This is a genomic window from Paenibacillus spiritus, from assembly GCF_008710135.1.
GTDB lineage: Bacteria > Bacillota > Bacilli > Paenibacillales > Paenibacillaceae > Paenibacillus_AQ > Paenibacillus_AQ glufosinatiresistens.
In genome coordinates, this window is sequence record NZ_VYKK01000004.1 from 264,728 (window position 1) to 283,371 (window position 18,644).

23 protein-coding genes are annotated in these 18,644 nt (G+C 61.2%); 1 reads left to right on the forward strand and 22 read right to left on the reverse strand.

Annotated features, from left to right (window positions below; all coding sequences use genetic code 11):
• Window positions 1-15 precede the first annotated feature (15 nt).
• From F4V43_RS02990 to F4V43_RS03095, 22 genes are all read right to left on the reverse strand, one after another.
• Window positions 16-483: a hypothetical protein gene (locus F4V43_RS02990; RefSeq protein ID WP_150456760.1), complete on the reverse strand. Its 468-nt coding sequence runs from the start codon at window positions 481-483 to the stop codon at window positions 16-18.
• Between the two features lie 80 nt (window positions 484-563).
• Window positions 564-1,427, reverse strand: coding sequence for a TlyA family RNA methyltransferase (locus tag F4V43_RS02995; protein ID WP_150456761.1), 864 nt, complete (start codon window positions 1,425-1,427; stop codon window positions 564-566).
• Between the two features lie 108 nt (window positions 1,428-1,535).
• On the reverse strand, window positions 1,536-3,443 hold the full coding sequence (dxs, locus tag F4V43_RS03000; RefSeq protein ID WP_150456762.1) for a 1-deoxy-D-xylulose-5-phosphate synthase: 1,908 nt from the start codon (window positions 3,441-3,443) through the stop codon (window positions 1,536-1,538).
• 101 nt (window positions 3,444-3,544) lie between these two features.
• Window positions 3,545-4,411 (reverse strand): polyprenyl synthetase family protein, encoded by an 867-nt coding sequence (locus F4V43_RS03005; protein ID WP_223879774.1) that lies wholly within the window; start codon window positions 4,409-4,411, stop codon window positions 3,545-3,547.
• 22 nt (window positions 4,412-4,433) lie between these two features.
• Window positions 4,434-4,688, reverse strand: a complete 255-nt coding sequence (xseB, locus tag F4V43_RS03010) for an exodeoxyribonuclease VII small subunit (protein WP_150456764.1) — start codon at window positions 4,686-4,688, stop codon at window positions 4,434-4,436.
• A complete protein-coding gene (gene xseA, locus F4V43_RS03015) occupies window positions 4,660-6,042 on the reverse strand; it encodes an exodeoxyribonuclease VII large subunit (protein ID WP_150456765.1) in 1,383 nt (460 codons plus the stop codon). The genes xseB and xseA overlap by 29 nt, the downstream gene beginning before the upstream one ends.
• Window positions 6,043-6,051: 9 nt before the next feature.
• A complete protein-coding gene (gene folD / locus F4V43_RS03020; protein WP_150456766.1) occupies window positions 6,052-6,909 on the reverse strand; it encodes a bifunctional methylenetetrahydrofolate dehydrogenase/methenyltetrahydrofolate cyclohydrolase FolD in 858 nt (285 codons plus the stop codon).
• Window positions 6,910-6,946: 37 nt separating this feature from the next.
• Complete coding sequence (nusB, locus tag F4V43_RS03025) at window positions 6,947-7,408, reverse strand: transcription antitermination factor NusB (protein WP_150456767.1); 462 nt, start codon at window positions 7,406-7,408, stop codon at window positions 6,947-6,949.
• A 175-nt stretch (window positions 7,409-7,583) separates the two neighbouring features.
• The gene (locus tag F4V43_RS03030) at window positions 7,584-7,817 is read right to left on the reverse strand and encodes a DUF2273 domain-containing protein (RefSeq protein WP_150456768.1); all 234 of its coding nucleotides are present in this window, start codon (window positions 7,815-7,817) and stop codon (window positions 7,584-7,586) included.
• 15 nt (window positions 7,818-7,832) lie between these two features.
• Window positions 7,833-8,372 (reverse strand): alkaline shock response membrane anchor protein AmaP, encoded by a 540-nt coding sequence (gene amaP, locus F4V43_RS03035; RefSeq protein ID WP_150456769.1) that lies wholly within the window; start codon window positions 8,370-8,372, stop codon window positions 7,833-7,835.
• 107 nt (window positions 8,373-8,479) lie between these two features.
• Window positions 8,480-8,887 (reverse strand): Asp23/Gls24 family envelope stress response protein, encoded by a 408-nt coding sequence (locus F4V43_RS03040; RefSeq protein WP_150456770.1) that lies wholly within the window; start codon window positions 8,885-8,887, stop codon window positions 8,480-8,482.
• A gap of 93 nt (window positions 8,888-8,980) precedes the next feature.
• Window positions 8,981-10,324, reverse strand: a complete 1,344-nt coding sequence (gene accC / locus F4V43_RS03045) for an acetyl-CoA carboxylase biotin carboxylase subunit (protein ID WP_150456771.1) — start codon at window positions 10,322-10,324, stop codon at window positions 8,981-8,983.
• Window positions 10,325-10,346: 22 nt separating this feature from the next.
• Window positions 10,347-10,856: an acetyl-CoA carboxylase biotin carboxyl carrier protein gene (accB, locus tag F4V43_RS03050; RefSeq protein ID WP_150456772.1), complete on the reverse strand. Its 510-nt coding sequence runs from the start codon at window positions 10,854-10,856 to the stop codon at window positions 10,347-10,349.
• Window positions 10,857-11,073: 217 nt separating this feature from the next.
• Complete coding sequence (locus F4V43_RS03055) at window positions 11,074-11,958, reverse strand: SpoIIIAH-like family protein (RefSeq protein WP_150456773.1); 885 nt, start codon at window positions 11,956-11,958, stop codon at window positions 11,074-11,076.
• Between the two features lie 29 nt (window positions 11,959-11,987).
• Complete coding sequence (spoIIIAG, locus tag F4V43_RS03060; protein WP_150456774.1) at window positions 11,988-12,623, reverse strand: stage III sporulation protein AG; 636 nt, start codon at window positions 12,621-12,623, stop codon at window positions 11,988-11,990.
• 31 nt (window positions 12,624-12,654) lie between these two features.
• On the reverse strand, window positions 12,655-13,413 hold the full coding sequence (gene spoIIIAF, locus F4V43_RS03065) for a stage III sporulation protein AF (protein ID WP_150456775.1): 759 nt from the start codon (window positions 13,411-13,413) through the stop codon (window positions 12,655-12,657).
• 59 nt (window positions 13,414-13,472) lie between these two features.
• A complete protein-coding gene (spoIIIAE, locus tag F4V43_RS03070; RefSeq protein ID WP_223879754.1) occupies window positions 13,473-14,963 on the reverse strand; it encodes a stage III sporulation protein AE in 1,491 nt (496 codons plus the stop codon).
• 66 nt (window positions 14,964-15,029) lie between these two features.
• The gene (gene spoIIIAD / locus F4V43_RS03075) at window positions 15,030-15,419 is read right to left on the reverse strand and encodes a stage III sporulation protein AD (protein ID WP_150456776.1); all 390 of its coding nucleotides are present in this window, start codon (window positions 15,417-15,419) and stop codon (window positions 15,030-15,032) included.
• A gap of 7 nt (window positions 15,420-15,426) precedes the next feature.
• The gene (gene spoIIIAC / locus F4V43_RS03080) at window positions 15,427-15,630 is read right to left on the reverse strand and encodes a stage III sporulation protein AC (RefSeq protein ID WP_150456777.1); all 204 of its coding nucleotides are present in this window, start codon (window positions 15,628-15,630) and stop codon (window positions 15,427-15,429) included.
• 13 nt (window positions 15,631-15,643) lie between these two features.
• Window positions 15,644-16,162, reverse strand: a complete 519-nt coding sequence (spoIIIAB, locus tag F4V43_RS03085) for a stage III sporulation protein SpoIIIAB (RefSeq protein WP_150456778.1) — start codon at window positions 16,160-16,162, stop codon at window positions 15,644-15,646.
• Window positions 16,155-17,159 carry a stage III sporulation protein AA gene (spoIIIAA, locus tag F4V43_RS03090; RefSeq protein ID WP_150456779.1) on the reverse strand — a complete coding sequence of 335 codons (1,005 nt, stop codon included), beginning with the start codon at window positions 17,157-17,159 and terminating at the stop codon, window positions 16,155-16,157. The genes spoIIIAB and spoIIIAA overlap by 8 nt, the downstream gene beginning before the upstream one ends.
• 83 nt (window positions 17,160-17,242) lie before the next feature.
• The gene (locus F4V43_RS03095) at window positions 17,243-17,512 is read right to left on the reverse strand and encodes a YqhV family protein (RefSeq protein ID WP_150456780.1); all 270 of its coding nucleotides are present in this window, start codon (window positions 17,510-17,512) and stop codon (window positions 17,243-17,245) included.
• Window positions 17,513-17,716: 204 nt separating this feature from the next.
• Between F4V43_RS03095 and F4V43_RS03100 the strand changes: the two genes are divergently transcribed.
• Window positions 17,717-18,583 carry a YitT family protein gene (locus F4V43_RS03100; RefSeq protein WP_150456781.1) on the forward strand — a complete coding sequence of 289 codons (867 nt, stop codon included), beginning with the start codon at window positions 17,717-17,719 and terminating at the stop codon, window positions 18,581-18,583.
• The last annotated feature ends 61 nt before the right edge of the window (window positions 18,584-18,644 follow it).

Sequence of the window (18,644 nt, forward strand, 5' to 3'; positions counted from 1 at the left end):
CTCCTGTTCCGTCGCCTAATCGCTCTCGCCGTCGTCCCGGCCAAAAGCGATGGCGCGCACGGTCTCTTCGGCCGTGTTCACATACAGAATTCCCGCCGAGTCGGGATACAGCAGCATATAGGGGAGAAGCGCGTCCCGAAGGCCGCTGCCCGTCCACTCCACGGCCTTGCGGGGCCGGGCCAGAATTACCGGATACCAACCGCCGTCCTCGGCGGCGGCGATGTAATCAATGAACAGGCGGCTGTACAGCTCCTCCCGTCCGTCTATCCGAAACGACAGCGGAATCTTCAGCCTGCCTCCGATTACCTCGTAACCGGCGTCTTCCAGCAGCTTCAGGGCCGGATGGGGCGCAATTTCCCGGTTCAACGGGATCGTCCCGGCGGTCTCGGTCCGCTGAATCCACACATACAGCCGATAGACGAGCCACACTGCAACTCCTACGGCTATCACAGCCATGACGGCCTTGTCCGGGCTCCCCGTCATTGATTACCACCTCGGTAGTGTTATTCGCTCCGGCTTCGCCTAAACCCTGCAACCCCTTGAACCTAAAGAAACTCACCGGTTTAGCGATGAGTTTCAGGATGGGAAGAGGCCCCGAAGGTACTCCCGGCTTCCCGGACGACGTTCTCGGCCAACCGGGCGATTTCGGCTTCCCGTTCCGGAGTAACGGGCGGCGCTTCCCCGGATTCCAGCCGCCAGTGTGCGAGAAATTCAATGTTCCCTTCGCCGCCGGTAATCGGCGAGAAGGTCAGTCCCTTGAGTACATAGCCCAGCTCCTCCGCCATCGTCAGCACCTCCCGCAGCACTTCGCGGTGGACAGCGGGTTCGCGGACCACGCCGGATTTGCCGACCTTCTCCCGTCCGGCCTCGAACTGCGGCTTGATGAGCGCCGCGATATCGGCCGGGCGCTCCAGCAGCGCAAGCAGCGGCGGCAGAATGAGACGCAGCGAGATGAAGGAGACATCAATACTGGCAAAATCCGGCCGCGGTCCTTCCAGATCGGACGGTTCCATATAGCGGAAGTTGGTCTTCTCCATGACGCAGACCCGCTCGTCCTTCCGCAGCGACCAGTCGAGCTGGTTGGAGCCGACGTCAATTGCATACACATAGGAAGCTCCGTTCTGCAGAGCGCAGTCGGTAAACCCTCCGGTGGAGGACCCGATGTCCAGCATCGTCCGGCCCGTCATAGCTATGCCGAACGTCCGAAGCGCCTTCTCCAGCTTCAATCCGCCGCGGCTGACATAGGGGTGAACCGCGCCCTTGACCCGGATCGCCGCTGTGCGCAGCACCTTCATCCCGGGCTTCTCGATCCGTTCCTCGTCAGCCAGCACGAGGCCGGCCATAATGGCGGCTTTGGCTTTCTCCCGGCTCTCGTAATATCCCTGCTCCACGAGCAGGACGTCAATCCGTTCTTTGCGCTGCTCCATATTCATCTCCAGGTTGTCCAAAATAAGAAGCCGGCTCAAGGTCCGGCAAAGACAGAGCATGCCGCCCCAAAACGGGACGGCAGCTCTCTTGCCTTCAGCCGGCTCCGTTTACGACGACGAAGTCGTTTTGCCGAACCGGTACGACCGGACGGCAAGCATGCTTTTGATGCGGGTGCAGAGCGCTTCGGCCGTAAGTCCCGTCTGCTGGCGCTGCTGCTTGATGGAGCCGTGCTCGACAAAGACATCGGGTACCCCCATCAGCCCAACGCTGACCTCATGCATCTCGTGCTCCGCATAGAATTCCAGCACCGCGCTTCCCAGGCTTCCCGCCTGGCTCGCTTCTTCGATCACGATCATCTGGGTACCGGACCGTCCCAGTTCCAGAAGCATCGAATGATCGAGCGGCTTGAGGAAGCGGGCGTTGATCACGCTTACCTTCAGCCCTTCCCGGCGCAGCGTCTCTGCCGCTTCCTCGGCGACCTGAACCATCGGTCCGCAGGCGAGGACGGCGAAGTCATCGCCGGCGCGCAGCCGTTCCCAGCTGCCGATCGGCAGACTCTTCAGCTCCGCGTCCAGCGGAACGCCCGTGCCGTTGACCCGGGGATAGCGGTAGGCGATCGGGCCGTCATTGTAATCGAGCGCCGTCTTCATCATATGCCGCAGTTCATTCTCATCCTTCGGCATCATCAGCACGATGTTCGGAATATGGCGCATGAAGGCAATGTCATACACTCCCTGATGCGTCTCGCCGTCGGCACCGACGAAGCCCGCGCGGTCGATCGCGAACATGACGTTGGCATTATGCCGGCAGATGTCGTGGACAATCTGGTCATAGGCGCGCTGCATGAAGGTGGAATAGACCGCAAAGACCGGCTTCATGCCCTCCATGGCCAGCGCCGCGCAGAGCGTAGCCGCATGCTGTTCGGCGATGCCGACGTCAATCATCCGGCCCGGAAAAGCTTGGGCGAACGGGAATAATCCCGAACCGCCCGGCATCGCGGGCGTCACGGCGACGATTCGCTCGTCCTGCTGTCCCAGTTCAATCAGCGTCTGTCCGAAGACATCCGTGTACATCGGTTCGCCCACGGCTTTCAGGAGCTGGCCGGATTCAATCTTGTACGGTGTAATGCCGTGCCACTTGTAGGAGTCCGCCTCCGCCGGCTTGTACCCTTTGCCCTTTGTCGTCAGCACATGCACGAGCACGGGCCCGGCCACATTGTCGGTCTGATGGAACGCGTCAATCAGTTTGTCGAGGTCATGGCCGTCCACCGGTCCCAGGTAGGTGAAGCCCAGTTCCTCGAACAGAACGCCCGGAACCATCATGTATTTCAGACTGTCCTTCATCTTCTCGGCCGTCTTGGCGAGCTTGCCGCCGATGGCCGGAATTTTGCGCAGCAGCCCTTCAACTTCATCCTTTGCCCGCAAGTAATGGCGGTCCGAACGGATTTTGCTGAGGTAATTGTGCATCGCTCCGACATTCGGCGCGATCGACATTTCGTTGTCGTTGAGAATCACCATCAGCTTGCGACGTTCATGCCCGATATGGTTCAGAGCCTCGAACGCCATTCCTCCGGTCAGTGCGCCGTCGCCGATCACAGCGATGACTTTGTTGTCCTCGCCCTTGAAGTCCCGGGCCATCGCCATTCCCATCGCTGCCGAGAGCGATGTACTGCTGTGGCCTGCTTCCCAGACGTCATGCCGGCTCTCCGAGCGCTTGATAAAGCCGCAGAGACCATCCTGCATGCGCAGCGTGTCAAAGCGGTCTTTGCGGCCGGTCAGTATTTTATGAACATAGGCCTGGTGGCCGACATCGAAGATCATCTTATCCTGCGGGCTCTCATAGCAGTAATGCAGGGCCAGCGTGAGTTCCACCACTCCCAGATTGGAGGCCAGATGCCCGCCGGTTACAGACAGCTTCTCAATCAGGAACCGGCGGATTTCCTCGGCCAGCTCGACCAATTGCGGCACAGCCAGCGATTTCAAATCTTGCGGATCATTTATTTGTGGAAGCAGCACGTGTTCTCCCCGCTTTCCTAGATGTGTGTGTTGGATAATAAAACCCATTATAACATAAAAGAAACGGCTGTCGAAATCCAGCCGTTCATGCGGACGCTCCGCTAATGATCCCGATTCATCAGATAATCGGCGATTCCAAGCAGACGGCAGTCTGCGGAGAACCCGGCGTCCAGCAGGGTGTCCCGCGCCTCCGCGGTCAGACGCGCCGCCTCCCGCCGCGATTCCTCCAGCCCCAGCAGATACGGATACGTCACCTTCTGCTGCTGAATATCGCTGCCGACCGGCTTGCCGAGCTTGCTCTCGTCGCCGACAATGTCGAGAATGTCATCCTGAATCTGAAAAGCAAGGCCCAGCGCCGTCCCGAACCGGCGCAGCGCCGCAAGCTTCTCTTCGTCCGCTCCGGCGACCCGGCCTCCCGCAAGCAGCGAGAAGACGATCAGATCCCCCGTCTTGTGGAGATGAATATAGCGCAGCCGTTCAAGGTCCGTCTCGCCCTGTTCGCCTTCCATGTCGGCCACCTGGCCGCCGACCATGCCCCGCGGTCCGGCCATTGCCGAGAGGTCCTCGACGATGGACAGCACGCTCTCCGCCGGGACGCCGTGGCGGCGCGCCGCCTGAACCACGCTGTAGAACGCATGGGTCAGCAGCCCGTCGCCGGCCAGAATGGCCATGGCCTCTCCGAATACTTTATGGTTCGTCAGACGGCCGCGCCGGTAATCGTCATTGTCCATGGCCGGAAGGTCGTCGTGGATCAGCGAATACGTATGCACCATCTCCACCGCAGCCGCTACGGGCAGCGCGGCTTCCCGGCTGCCGCCGAGATCCTCGCAGGCCGCCACGACAAGAAGGGGCCGCAGTCTTTTGCCGCCGGCCTGCAGCGAATACGTCATCGCTTCAACCAGTGTCTGCGGCACCTGCCAGGTCTCCGGCAGCAGACGGCTCCACGCTTCGTCCAGCGTTCGGGCCATCTCTCCGATATAGCCCGTCAGCTCAGAAGGACTCATCGCCTTCCCCCTCCAGCGAACCGAAAGGCTTCTTGCGAAGCTCGCCGTCCTCTTCGACGATCATTTCGATTTTGCGTTCCACCTGCTCCAGCTTGGCGCCGCACAGCTGCGAGAGCTGCATGCCCTGCTGGAACAGATCAATGGCCTTCTCCAGCGGCACATCGCCGTGCTCCAGCTCGCGGACGATCAGCTCCAGCTTGTCCATTGCTTCTTCAAATCCCAGTTCCGCTTCCTTCGCCATGTTGGCTACCCTCCTCTTTCAATCCCCAGACCTGACAATTCAGCTCGCCGTCCTGAAGCTTCACATTCACCATATCGCCGGGCTGCACGGCGGCCACCGACTGGATGAGCCGGCCGCCCTCCTCGTCGTAGACAAGGCCGTATCCGCGCGCCATAACCTTCAGCGGGCTGAGCGCGTCCAGCTGGCGCAGCTCGGCGCCAAGCCGGTGGCGCCGCCGCTCCACCTGCGCGTCCATCGCGCGCAGCAGATCCCGGCGCGCCCCTTCGGCGCGCCGCTTCGCCAGCGTCACCGCGCCGTGCGGGTGACGCCGCTCCAGGCGGCCGGTCAGCGCCGCCTGAAGCGAATGCGCCCGGGCGGCGCGCGCCTTGGCCGCGCCGCCGAGGCGGCCGCGCAGATGGTCCAGCCTCTGCGCGTGCTGGAGCAGGTACCGGCGCGGGTTCACCAGCACCGGGGACCGCTGCAGCGCGGCCAGCCGCTCGCGGCCGCGCTGGGACCGCCGCTGCAGGCCAAGCCGCAGCCGGCGCTCCAGCGTGCCGAGCTGTGAGCGCAGCTCGGCTGCGCTCGGCACGGCCAGCTCCGCAGCGGCCGTCGGCGTTGCGGCCCGAAGGTCGGCCGCGAAATCGGCGATTGTAAAGTCCGTCTCGTGGCCGACCGCCGAGATGACGGGAATCCGCGACGCCGCGATGGCCCGGGCGACCGGCTCCTCATTGAACGCCCACAGCTCCTCCAGGGAGCCGCCGCCGCGGCCGACAATCAGCACGTCGGCTTCGCCTTCGGCGTTCAGGGCCTGAATGGCCCGCACGACCGAAGCGGCGGCTCCCTTGCCTTGAACCAGCACGGGATAGAGCACAACCGCGGCCGCCGGATAGCGGCGGCGCAGCGTCGTCAGGATGTCCCGCACGGCCGCTCCCGTCGGCGAAGTTACCACGCCGACCGTACGCGGATAGCGCGGGAGCGGGCGTTTGCGGTCGCTGTCGAACAGCCCTTCCTTCTCCAGCTTGGCCTTCAACTGCTCATAGGCCAGATACAGGCTGCCGATTCCGTCGGGTTGCATCTGGGTCGCGTAGAATTGATACTGGCCGTCCCGCTCGTAGACGGTGACATTGCCTCTGGCAATGACGCGGGAGCCTTCTTTCGGAACGAACGGCAGCCGCTGATTGTGCGAGGCGAACATGATCGCCTTGATCCGGCTGGTCTCGTCCTTCAACGTGAAGTACATATGTCCGCTGCCGTGATGCGTGAAGTTGGAGATTTCCCCGCGGATCCACACATCGGACAGGACGAGATCGGAGTCCAGCTTCATCCGGATGTACCGGTTCAGGTCCTTGATCGAGAAAATCTTCCGCTCCGCCATAAGCTTGTCCTACTCCAGCCCGCGGCGGCGCTTGGCCGCCGTCAGCGTGTTCACCATCAGCATCGTAATTGTCATCGGACCGACGCCTCCGGGAACCGGCGTGATATATCCGGCGGCTTCCTTGACGCTCTCGTAGTCCACGTCTCCCGCCAGCTTGCCGTTCTCGAGCCGGTTCATGCCGACATCGATGACGACGGCGCCCGGCTTCACGTACGAAGCGTCCACGAAGTTGGCGCGGCCAATGGCCACCACGAGCACATCGGCCTGACGGCACAGCTCCGGCATATTCTGCGTGCGGGAATGGCACATGGTGACCGTCGCGTTCTCACGCTGGAGCAGCAGGGATACCGGCTTGCCGACGATGTTGCTGCGGCCGATGACAACGGCGTGTTTGCCGGCAAGATCAAGCCCGGTGCGCTTGATCAGCTCGATCACGCCGGCAGGCGTGCACGGCAGCAGGCTGTCGTCGCCGATCACCAGATTGCCGACGTTGACGGGGTGGAAGCCGTCGACGTCTTTTTCCACCGCAATGGCGTCAATCACGGCCTTCTCGTTGATATGCTTCGGGAGCGGAAGCTGGACCAGGATGCCGTCGATCTCGTCGGCGCGGTTGAGCTCCTCCACCAGCGTCAGCAGCTCCTCTTGGGAGGTGGAAGCCGAAAGCCGGTGGACTACCGAATGGAAGCCGAGGCTGAGACAGGTCTTCTCCTTGCTGTTCACGTATACCTGGGAACCCGGATCTTCCCCGACCAGCACGACGGCCAGACCCGGCTTGACGCCGCGGACCGCAAGCCCTTCAACCTGCTTGGCAATATCTACACGAATTTCTTCGGACACAAGTTTACCGCTGATAATGGCTGCTGTCATGACGTTTCTCTCTCCCCTGTATTAATAATGGTTATATTCAGGCACGCTCGCTCTTCAGCTTGTCGAGATCCTGGATCATTTTGCCCAGAACGCCGTTGACGAACTTGCCGGAGTCCTCGGTGCCGAAGTGCTTCGCCAGCTCGATGGCTTCATTGACGGATACCTTGGCGGGAACATCCTCTTGGGCGGCAAAAATCATCTCATACGCGGCCAGACGCAGAACCTGGCGGTCCACCCGGGACAGCCGGCTCATCTGCCAGTTCTTCAGGTAGTGCTCCAGCATCTCGTCGATGGCCGGCTTGTTGGTCCAGATGCCGTTGACCTGCGACAGCACATAATCCTTCATCTCCGGTTCGTTCGGAATGACACGCTCCGTCTCATTCTCCTCCGAGGCTTCGGCCAGCAGCATTTCCACCGCTTCTCCGCTCTCCACCTCATTCATCTCCATCTGATACAGCGTCTGCACGATGATCTCACGCGCGGTTCTCCGTTTTAACATATACTCATTCCTTCCGCTTCAATAGCTGATGGCCTTATGGGCTCTGCCCCTTAGGCCGCTTTGTCTTATCATGCCTGTTTCGGTCTGAAATAAAAAACCGCGACCGCTTTCTTCCGCAGAATCAGCGTATCGTCAGGGTCTGCCAATGCCGCTCTCGGAAAAAAGCTATCGCGGTTCACTTAAACGGACGCCAGCCGGCGGATAGCCGGTCCAGAAGCTCCCGCCAGCCCGGCGAGCCGCTTCGGCCCTCATCCTTTCTCCGGCCCAGCGTATATCCGATGAACACTACCAGTGCAAAGAACAGCATATCCCAGAACCCGCTGATTAAATAAATCAGACCCAAAATGAAACCGAATGCCACACCGGCGATCCGGCCTCCGTGACTTTCCCATACTTCCTTCCAGAACATTCGGGAAACCCACCTCTATTCCACTCGGCTTTTGAAGCTTGGCGCCTGTGTGAGATTGGCAATATAGACCGATACGTCCGCCACCGGAATGCCGGTGGTTTCCTGCACGAATTCATGCACCTGACGCTGGACTTCTCCGGTCAGCAGCGGCAGCGAATGCTCGCCGTCCACTACGCCCCGGATCATGATCTCCAGCCCTGCCTGGGAGACCCGGATGCGGGACTTCAGGTCCCGGATGCCTTTGACACGCCCGGCCGCCTTCAGACTCAGATTCTCAATCGTCTCCATCGAAATCTGGATGTCGCCGTATTCCGTCCGCTGGTCCACCGACAGACTGGAGGTGCGGTCCCGGCGCAGCGAGATGTAGAAGAACCGCAGGCTGAGCAGAAGAAGCACGGCTGCCGCCGCGATCAGGAACGGAACGGCAGCATCCCAGTCCGGCACCAGATCGTCTTCCGACAGGACACCGGTCAGCAGGAGGATGGCGGCTGCCGAAAGAACTCCGATCGAAATGCTGTAAATAAACAGAAGAAGCCTGTCCACAATTTTAGCCAAAAGCCTCTTGCCTCCTTATCGGACGGTCCTGCCGTCCCCATGAGAATATCCGCACCCGCGAAGGCCCCCAGAGCACGCGGCTCGGGGGGCCGGGAAAGATGCGGATATTATTTGACGCGGACGCCCGAATCGGGGTCTTCGATCTTGTCGGCGTTCTTGAACTGGACGTCGTGGATATGCACGTTGACCTCCACCACCGTCAGTCCCGTCATCGTCTCGATGGACCGCTTGACGTTGCGCTGGATCTCGCCTGCGACTTCCGGAAGCCGGTTGCCGTATTCAATAATGACCGATACGTCCACCGCGGCTTCGCGCTGGCCGACCTCGACCTTGACGCCCTTGGAGAGATTCTTGCGGCCGAGCAGCTCGACGATACCGCCGGCAAAGCCGCCGCTCATTCCCGCCACTCCCTTGACCTCGACCGTCGCCAGACCGGCGATGACCTCGATCACTTCAGGCGCGATCTGGATCTCGCCGATCTCCGTCCGTTCAAATTCTGTCGGCATTGTACTCATGTATGCCCCACACCTTTCAAAGTTGGATCACGTCTCTTAATTCATATACTATACCATTTGGCGTACTTTATGACAAACCTTCCGAAGCCCTGGTCAGACCTCGTAATCCTCGAGAAATTTGATGTCGAAATTGCCGTCGAGGAATACCGGATGCTCCAGAAGCCGCTGATGGAAAGGAATCGTCGTGTGGATGCCTTCAATCGCAAATTCGGACAGGGCCCGTCTCATCTTCTGGACGGCTTCTTGCCGCGTGGGGGCCCAGACAATGAGCTTGGCGATCATAGAATCATAGAACGGCGAGATCATGCAGCCGGGATAGGCCGCGCTGTCCACGCGGACGCCGAGTCCGCCGGGAGGCAGATAGAAGCCGATCTTGCCCGGAGAGGGCATGAACCCGCGCGCCGGATCCTCGGCATTGACGCGGCATTCGATCGCCCAGCCCTTGATCTCGATGTCTTCTTGGGTAAAAGAGAGCGGATGGCCTTCGGCGATCGAGATCATCTCCTTGATGAGATCGACGCCGGTCACCATCTCCGTCACCGGATGCTCAACCTGTATCCGGGTGTTCATCTCCATGAAATAGAAGCGGCCGTCGGGTCCCAGCAGGAACTCCAGCGTGCCTGCTCCCGAGTAGTTCACGGCCTGCGCGGCGCGCACGGCCGCCTCTCCCATCGCCGCGCGAATCTCGGGCGTCAGCACCGGGCAAGGCGCTTCCTCGACGAGCTTCTGGCGGCGGCGCTGTACGGAACAGTCCCGCTCACCGAGATGGACGACGTTGCCGTGGTTGTCGGCGATAATCTGAATTTCGACATGCTTCATGCCGGTCAGGAACTTCTCCAGGTACACCCCGGCGTTGCCGAAGGCCTTCTGGGCTTCCTGCTGGGCGGCGGTAATCTGCTTCACCAGCGCCTCTTCATCCTCGGCGATGCGGATGCCCTTGCCGCCGCCGCCTGCGGTTGCCTTCACGATGATCGGATAGCCGATCTCACGGCCAAGCTCCACCGCCTCCGCGATGTCGCCCACCAGTCCGTCGGAGCCGGGAATAACCGGCACGCCCGCCAGCTTCATTGTCTCCTTGGCAACCGCCTTGTCCCCCATCCGCGTAATCGCATCCGGGGAAGGACCGATAAAGGTAATGTTGCAGGATTCGCAGATCTCGGCGAAATCGGCGTTCTCGGCCAGAAAGCCGTAGCCGGGATGCACGGCGTCGCAGTCGGTCAGCGTAGCGACGCTCATAATATTGGTAAAGTTCAGGTAACTGTCCTTGGAAGGCATCGGTCCGATGCAGTAGGCCTCGTCCGCTAGGCGGACATGCAGCGAATCGCGGTCGGGTTCCGAATAGACCGCCACGGTCGAAATGCCCAGTTCGCGGCAGGCCCGGATAATCCGGACAGCGATTTCACCGCGGTTGGCGATCAGCACTTTTTGGATATTCATCTCGTTCCTCCTAAGCGATCTATTATTCCGGTCTCACCAGGAAGAGGGGCTGACCGTATTCCACAAGCTGTCCGTTCTCGGCAAGCACGGACACGATTTCGCCGCGCACCTCCGCCTCCAGCTCATTCATCAGCTTCATCGCTTCGATAATGCATACCGTCGTCTTCTCCGTGACCCGGTCGCCTGCGCTGACGAACGGCGGCTTGTCGGGAGAAGCGGCGGAATAGAACGTTCCTACCATCGGAGATACAATCTTATGTAGCCCGCTGTCCTGCGCCTCTGCCGGCGCTTCCGCAGCGGCGGGAGCCGGCGAAGCCGCAGTGCCTGCGGTCAAAACCGCAGCCTGCGGCGCCGGGGCCGGTGGGTACGGATACGGGTACAGCGGTGCCGCCGGACCGGGAGAAGCGGATTCCTGATGATCGGGCTTGCGGATGGCCAGCTTCATGCCTTCGCTCTCGACCACCAGCTCGTGCACGGATGAGGTCTGATCCAGCAATTTGATGAGTTCTTTGATTTCACTCAGTTTGAACATATCTATCAGTTCACTCCTTCAGCTTCATTCGGTCCGATATTTATGTATTACCAAGTCCCTATTATGCTTCATTTCCCGGCATTTTAAAAGCCCCTTAATTCCCTTCCGGCCCATTCGACGCCATCCGATCTCTCCCGACAAGCCGGGAGAAACTTCCCGCAACGCCCAAAAACCCCGGACCGGCCGGGGCTTTGGAAGGAAGGATCTGGCGTTTAGCTTACTGCTCGGAGACGTGCTGGACACTGATTTTGTCCTGGGTCACATTCAGCTCTTTAATGACGAGATCAATAATCCCGGCCGCCTGCTTGGCGTCAAGCTTGTCGCTCAGCACGACGACCTTATACGCGTCGCCGCCGTCCTCTTTCACGACGGCCTCGCCGAACTGCTTTTGCAGCTTGGACTCAATGCTCTCGATGACCGCCTCGCGGTCTTCCAGCTTGCTCAGCTTCTCGGAGGCAGCCGCGCTCTCGGCCGGCGATTTGTCCATGTCGTTCATGATGGCCATCAGATCGTCGTGCTGCTTGATATTCTGCTGTTCCCGCTCAAGCATGTAGCTCTCGATCATCGCCGAAGCCGAAGCGTTCTGCGAGGCGACCTGGTTCAGCACCTCGGCGTCGCTCTTGCCGCCGCTCTTGGCGGTTGTGTCCGCTGCGCTCTTGGAAGCGTCGTCGCTCTTCGCCGTCTGATCCGCCGCAGGGTCAGCCGCCTTCTGCTCTCCGGCAGCCGCGGCTTCCTTCGCGGCGGCCTTGTCGCCGCTTCCTGCGGCTGCCGTATCGCCCGCTGTCTGCTCCTCCTGGACAGCCGGGCTGTCTGCGGTGGCCGGGTCCTTGACCGCTGCCGGATCGGCGGCGGGATCGGCAGCAGTGCCGTCCGTGACGCCGGCATCGGCGGCGTCGGTCACTTCCGTGGCCACGGCGCCGTCTCCGGCTGCGACCTGGGGCAGCGCATCGGGCGCATTTTTGACGGAATCGACCTGAATGGTGCCCGCCGTCTCCTTGGGCGCGGTAGAGCCCGAATCCTCCGTGAACAGGTAATACGCCGACAGCACGACCATCAGACTGAGCATGGACACCAACCAGATTGTTTGTCTTTTGCCGTTCATTTGATTTCCTCCTTAATTATAGATCGCTATTATTCCTGCTTGCGCGGGACAACGGAAATCCGGTAGCCCGGCACGTTGAGCCCTTTCTCGACGGCGTCGATGATCAGGCTCCGCACCGTCCTGTTCTCTGCTCCCTTGGCGACGATCAGCACCCCGCGCACCTGCGGCTTGATCTTCTTGGTGACGATAGGAGTCTCCTCGCCGGACTGGCTGTAGGTCACGATGCTGCCGTCCCGGGTGTACTGCGTCGTATGCCGCTTGCCGCCGTTCGCATCCGTCTCGTCGCTGAGCTGCTGCGAGTCGTTCATGTTGCGCTGCACCACAATCTCTTCCGTAGAGTCCACCGTCACCATGATATCCACGGTTCCGACACCCACGATCTTCTCCAGAATCTCCTTCGTCCGGTCCTCCAGCACCTGCTCGATCGATCCGAAGCTGTCGGGGCTTCCGCCTTGTGCAATCGTTGTCCGGGCTTCCGCCGCAGGCGGCTCCCGCCCCGTATTCTCGCTGTCCAGCTTCTTGACATGCACGAAGGAATTGAACAGCATAATTGCCACGCCGAGCAGTCCGATAATAATGAGCCAGCGGAAGACCGAAGAGCGCTTCGGATTGCCGTCTCCGCCGCCGCCCGCCCATTGCTCGATCCGTTTCAGCCAGTTCCCCATGCCCCGCCCTCCTTCATCTGCTCCTTCTCTCCTACAAACGCCGGGAAGCCGCCTCCTCTTCTCCGGCGCCGACCACCTTCACCACGCCCGGCCCAAGCTCCCAGTCTTTCTCCAGCAGAGAGGCGACTTCCCGGGCTTCGCCGTCCTCCTCCGCTGCGCTTCCCGCCGGTCCGGCGGCCGGGACCGATTTCTCGTCCTCTCCGATCCGCACCGTTTCTATGGGAGCCACTTCAATCGGCGTCCCGTAGGAGCCCGCCTCCCCGCTGTCTGCGCCGCCGGAACCCGGCTCTCCCTCTCCGCTTCCGGCCGGGCTTCCGGCCGTCGGGGCCAGTACGACCCGAACGGAAGAAATGACCGGGACCTCCGTTCCCGAAGCCCCCTCCTTCTGCACCGACAGCGCCACCGTGACGGTTACGCGGCGGCGGTCGGTTCCGGCGGCAACAATGTCTTCCTTCATCCGGACCGCCACTTCGGATGCAGCGAGCTTCAGACTCTCCCGCTGGCGTCCGGCGGACAGCTTCTGTCCTTCCGCCAGAATGGCCGCCAGATCGCTGCCGTCTTCCCGGCGCGCCGCCGCCGTCTCCTGTCTGGAGATCGCCTCCCCGAGCTCGGCGGCGGCGTTTCCCTTCAGCAGATCGACGATCGGACTGAGCATGGTCAGCAGCACCAGCAGGCTCAGGACCAGCCGGGCATACCGCTGCATGGCTTTGCCGGGCAGCAGCATTTCGACAAAGGAAGCCATCAGGACGATCAGCACCAGTTCCCGCAGCCAGCCTCCGAGCCAGCTCATATCCGTTCCCCCTTCTGCATGAGCGGGTCAGGTCAGGCCGAAGGACGGCTCCGCTCCCGCTATCTCATCATTACCGTGACATTGCCGGCGGCCAGCAGAATCGTTACCGCGAGGAAGAACATCAGCGATACGGCGGCCAGCGCCGCAAAGACGTACATCATGCTTTTGCCGATGGTCTGCAGGCAGCTCACGATCGGCGTTCCGCCCAGAGGCTGCATTACCGCTCCGGCTACGTTGTAAATGAGCGCCAGCACCAGAATCTTGATTGCCGGGAAGGCGCAGAGAAAGATGATGATGACGACGCCGGAGAGACCGATGGCGTTCTTGACGAGCACCGAGGCGGAGACGACGGTATCGGTGGCGTCCGCGAACATTTTGCCGATAACCGGGACGAAGTTGCCGCTGATGTATTTGGCCGCCCGCAGCGTCACGCCGTCGGTGACCGAGCTGGTGATGCCCCGCACCGAAATGACGCCGAGAAAGACGGTCAGCAGCACGCCGAGCATACCCGATCCGAGACTGCGCAGCAGATTGGCCAGCTGGGTCAGCTTGTACTTGTCGGACATCGAGCTGACCAGATGCAGAATGGCCGAGAAGAACAGCAGCGGGAACACCAGCGTGTGGATCAGCGTCCCGACCGTATGGATCATGAAGACGATCAGCGGATGCGTCACCGAGACGGTAACCACGTTGCCCATGGAGGCCAGCAGGGCGAACAGCAGCGGGATCATCGCCAGCATAAAGTCGATCATTCGGTCAATGGCGTCTTTGGCGTATCCGATTGCAATGCTCACACTGTTGACCGCGATCACCAGCACGACCATATAACAGAGCCAGTAGGCGACCTGGCTGACCGTCTTGCGTTCAAAGGCGCTCTGCAGCGTCTCCAGAATCATGCTGAGCACGCTGATCATAACGATGGTTACCAGCAGCTTGCCGTTGTACATGACTTCATGCCAGGCGAAGTTCAGCAGTCCCGAGACCATCCGGCGGAAGCTGAGGCCGTCGCCCCCCGGGAGCAGCATATCCATCAGCGAAGGCGTGGCTCCATCCGGAAAAAATCCCCCGTAGTCCTTCATCAGCTGGTCCCAGTACTGCTCCACCTTGTCCTTGGGCAAATCGTCGATCTGCCCCTTCACCCATTCGTTGACGACCGATCCGCTGCCGCCCGCTCCCCCGGAAGACTCCGGCGCGTCCGAGGAGCCGCCGGTTCCTCCGGCAGCAGCGCCGCCTTCGCTATCGGTCCCGTAGACCGAGTCGCCGGCGGCTCCGTCTTCGCTGCCGGCGCCGGAACCGTCGGCGCTGCCCGTCCAGTCCGCCGCATAGGCCGCCCGGACGGCGGCGGCAGGTTCCGCCGCGTAAGCACCGGCCAGGCCCGTCCCCGGGGGGCCGGTGCCCGCCGGAAGAGCGTTTGCTCGGGCGCTTGCCGCCCCCGCCCCCAAGAGGAGCATCGGGGCCGATAGGAGCGCTGCGAAGAGCACAACCAGAACCGCCGGGCGCACAGGAGGAAGACGGAGTCTGATCCGGCGGGCACCTATCCGCATGTCCAAATCCGCTTCCCTCCTCTCCTAAAGCTGTGGCGGCATGCCCTTGCGGCCTTTTCGGCTCCCGGTCCTTCAGGCCGGCAGCAGCTTCATCACGGTTTCGATAATGATGCTGATAATCGGCACCGCCAGCGTCATAATCAGCACTTTGCCTGCGAGCTCGATTTTGGAAGCGATGGATTCTTGTCCGGCATCCCTTACAATCTGGGCGCCGAATTCTGCGATGTAGGCGATCCCGATAATCTTGAATACCGTCTTCAGATAGATCAGGTTCATGCCCGAAGATTCCGCCACCCGCCGAAGTGTATCGAGAATGACCTCGATCCGCCCGATCAGGAACAGGAAGATCAGGAGGCCTGCCGTTACGGCCAGCAGAAAGGCGAAGATCGGCTTCTGTTCCTTCAGGACCAGAATCAGCACAGTGGCGAGCAGCCCGATTCCCACAATTTGAATGATCTCCATGGGCGCCCTATTGGAACAGGAAGATGGACTTGATTTCGGTCAGCAGGCCGTCCAGCATGCGGATGACCATGAACAGCACGACTACGAAGCCGATAAGCGTTACCCAGTGGGCGATATCTTCCTTGCCCATCTGCTTCAGAACGGTATGAATCATGGCAATGATGATGCCGATCCCGGCGATCTGGAAGATGGCGTTGACATCTATGTTCATGTGCGGCACCTCGCTAAAAAATCAGGATGACGATCAGCGCTCCGAGCAGGAGCCCCAGGCTTCTGCACATCTTCTCGTATTTGCTCTGGTCCTCGCGGGCCGATATCTCTTCCTGGCCGAGCTGCCGGAGAGCCATGGCGATATGGCTCGTCTGATCGGCGCGGTCGCTGGTGCCGAGCGTGCAGCCGAGCTGGCGCAGCACCTCCCGCTCCGGCGCCTTCATCGCCGTCGTCTTCCAGAGCGCCTCCATCGCCAGCTCCAGTCCTTCCTGGGCGGATGCGCTTCGCGGCGGATTCATCTCCGACGCCGCCCGGCTGAAGAAGCCGCGCAGCGGTTCCCGGCACTGCTGGGCAATCCGCCGCATCGCTTCGGGCAGCGGCGTGTATCCGTAGCGGATCTCGGTCTCCAGCCGCTGCAGGGCCGCGATCAGGCCGCGGATCTGGCGGGGACGATCCGCATACTGCCTCGCCTGGGCGAAGCCGGCCAGCGTGGCCGCCAGCAGCACAAGCGATGCGCCCAGCAGCTTAAGCATCGGGCCGTCCTCCTCCGGAGCCCGCCGCCCGCGGCTGGAGAAGCGGGCGCCTCCGGCCGTCCAGCACCTGCCAGGCCAGTCCACGCGCCGTCCGGTTCAGAATGATGTAGCGCTCGAACAGCCCCTGTTCGATGATCCGGCCGAGCGCGGGACGGCGGGCCAGCTCCGCGATCTCCCGGCCGTGGGCCGTCGCCAGAACGGAGATGCCGGCGTGAAGCGCCTCGGTGATCGCCTCCGCATCCTCGTGCCGCCCGATCTCGTCAGCAATCAGCACTTCCGGGGACAGCGAGCGAATCATCATCATCATGCCTTCCGCCTTCGGGCATCCGTCGAGCACATCGGTTCGCGGCCCCAGATCGAAGGCGGGAACGCCCCGGCGGCTGCCGGCGATTTCAGAGCGCTCGTCCACGATGCCGACCTTGAATCCCGGCCTCCCGCCGGCGGCAGCCGGTCCGCGCTCCCCGGCCGAAATCTGCCGGGCCAGGTCGCGGAGCAAGGTGGTCTTCCCGTGCTGCGGAGGCGACAGAATGAGCGTATGCAGAATTCTCGCGCCCCCCCGTTCTACCAGATGGGGGAGCACTCCGCTTCCCAGGCCCCGTACCTCGCGGGCAATCCGGACGTTGAAGCCGGTAATGTCGCGGAGATAGGCGACGCTTCCCCCTTCCAGAACCGCCCGGCCCGCCAGCCCGATCCGGTGTCCGCCCGGAATGGTAATGAAGCCGCGGCGCAGTTCCTCCTCCATCGTGTACAGCGAGTGGTTGCTGATAAGATCCAGCATCCGCCGGCTGTCCTCGCGGTCCGACCGGAACGCCTCCTCCGGCACATCGGTCAGGCTTCCGGCGGGAGTGACAAAATGATAGGCTCCGGAGAGATTAATCTCCAGCGGCCTGCCTTCCCGGAGGCGGACCTCCTCGGTGCGGGCCGACAGTTCTCGGGGAAGCCGGGCAAGAATCGCCCGCACTTGCTCCGGCAGCAGTTCCATCCATTCTTCGGCCATATTCGGTACCCCCAAACTCTCCTCTGTGACAAGCTGTAATTCATTTCTATGCTTGTACGCCGCCGATCATGACTACCAATCTATCATTTCTTCAGAATTCCGTATAAAAGACAGGCGACCCCGGCGCCGATCCAGCCGAGCTTCCCCCAGGATAGCTCCTGGGCCATTCCGGTCAGACCGACGGCCGTTGTCAGGATCAGCACGGTCGGACCGACCAGCGCCAGACCCGAGTTGACCGCCAGCGCCTTGTCGACCTGGTTCAGCCTCAGCATGATCAGCGCCGCTGCAATCTCGATGCTTCCCGAGATCATGCGGAGCGCTGCCATCCAGCTCACATACTTGTCCACTTTCATCCCTCCTTGCCTCGAAGGCCCCTTATCCTTGCCACTCTCAACCATATGCCGGTCCCTGCGACTTTAGACGGCGGAATTCGGGACATACTAGTGTGAAAGAAATCATAGTCCAGGACTATATAAAAAAATATCATCGGTATGATAAAATAATTTTGGCCTTATCGCGCCGGATTCAAGTCAAAAGAAGGAAAGGGTTAAAATCAGATGAATATGCGTCAGCTGGAAAGCCGGGTAGCGGCCAATGCCGCAGCCAGAACCGCCATGGAAATGTGCGTCGTCGTCTTCTCGGCTTTTCTGGTCGCAGCGGGGCTGCGGCTGTTCCTGATCCCGCATCAGCTCCTGAGCGGAGGAGTAGCAGGCACCGCTTCCGTCATCGGGTATCTCACCAATCCAAAGTACATTTCGCTCTTCTACTTCGGAATCAATTTGCCGATTCTGCTGTGGGGACTGGTCGCGGTCGGCAAGAAGTACATTTTCTTCAGCATGCTGTCCGTCGCCTCGACGACCTGGTTCCTGAACGTCATCCCGCTCGTGAAGCTGACCCAGGACCCGATCCTGGCCAGCATCTTCGGCGGCGTAATCATGGCCGGGGGCATCGGCCTCAGTCTGCGCGCGGGCGGCTCCACCGGAGGCTTCGACATTCTGGGCTCGATCATTACCCGCAAGCACGACGTGCCCATGGGCACCGTACTGTTCGTGATGGACGGACTGGTGATTCTGACGCTCGGCTTTATGAAGAGCTGGGATTCTGCCCTGTACGCCATGCTGTGCACCTTCGTCAAGACGCGGGTAGTGAACATGATTTATATCCGTCATGTGAAGCTCACCTGCTTCATCGTGACGAAGCACAGAGAGGAAATGCTGGAGCGGCTGAACCGGCTGCCGCACGGCGTCACCGTCGTCAATGCCGAGGGCGGATACAGTCATGAGGGAAATACGATGCTGATGACCGTTACAACGCGCTATGAGCTTGCGGAGCTTCGTAAGGCGATCCGGGAGATCGACTCGTCGGCCTTTGTGAACGTGCTGGAGACGGTCGAGATTATGGGGAGATTCCGGAGGCTGGCCTGAATCAAGTCCGGGGCCGTTGGGAAAAAGGGGACACATAGAGAGAAGGCCGACTCTCTCGAGT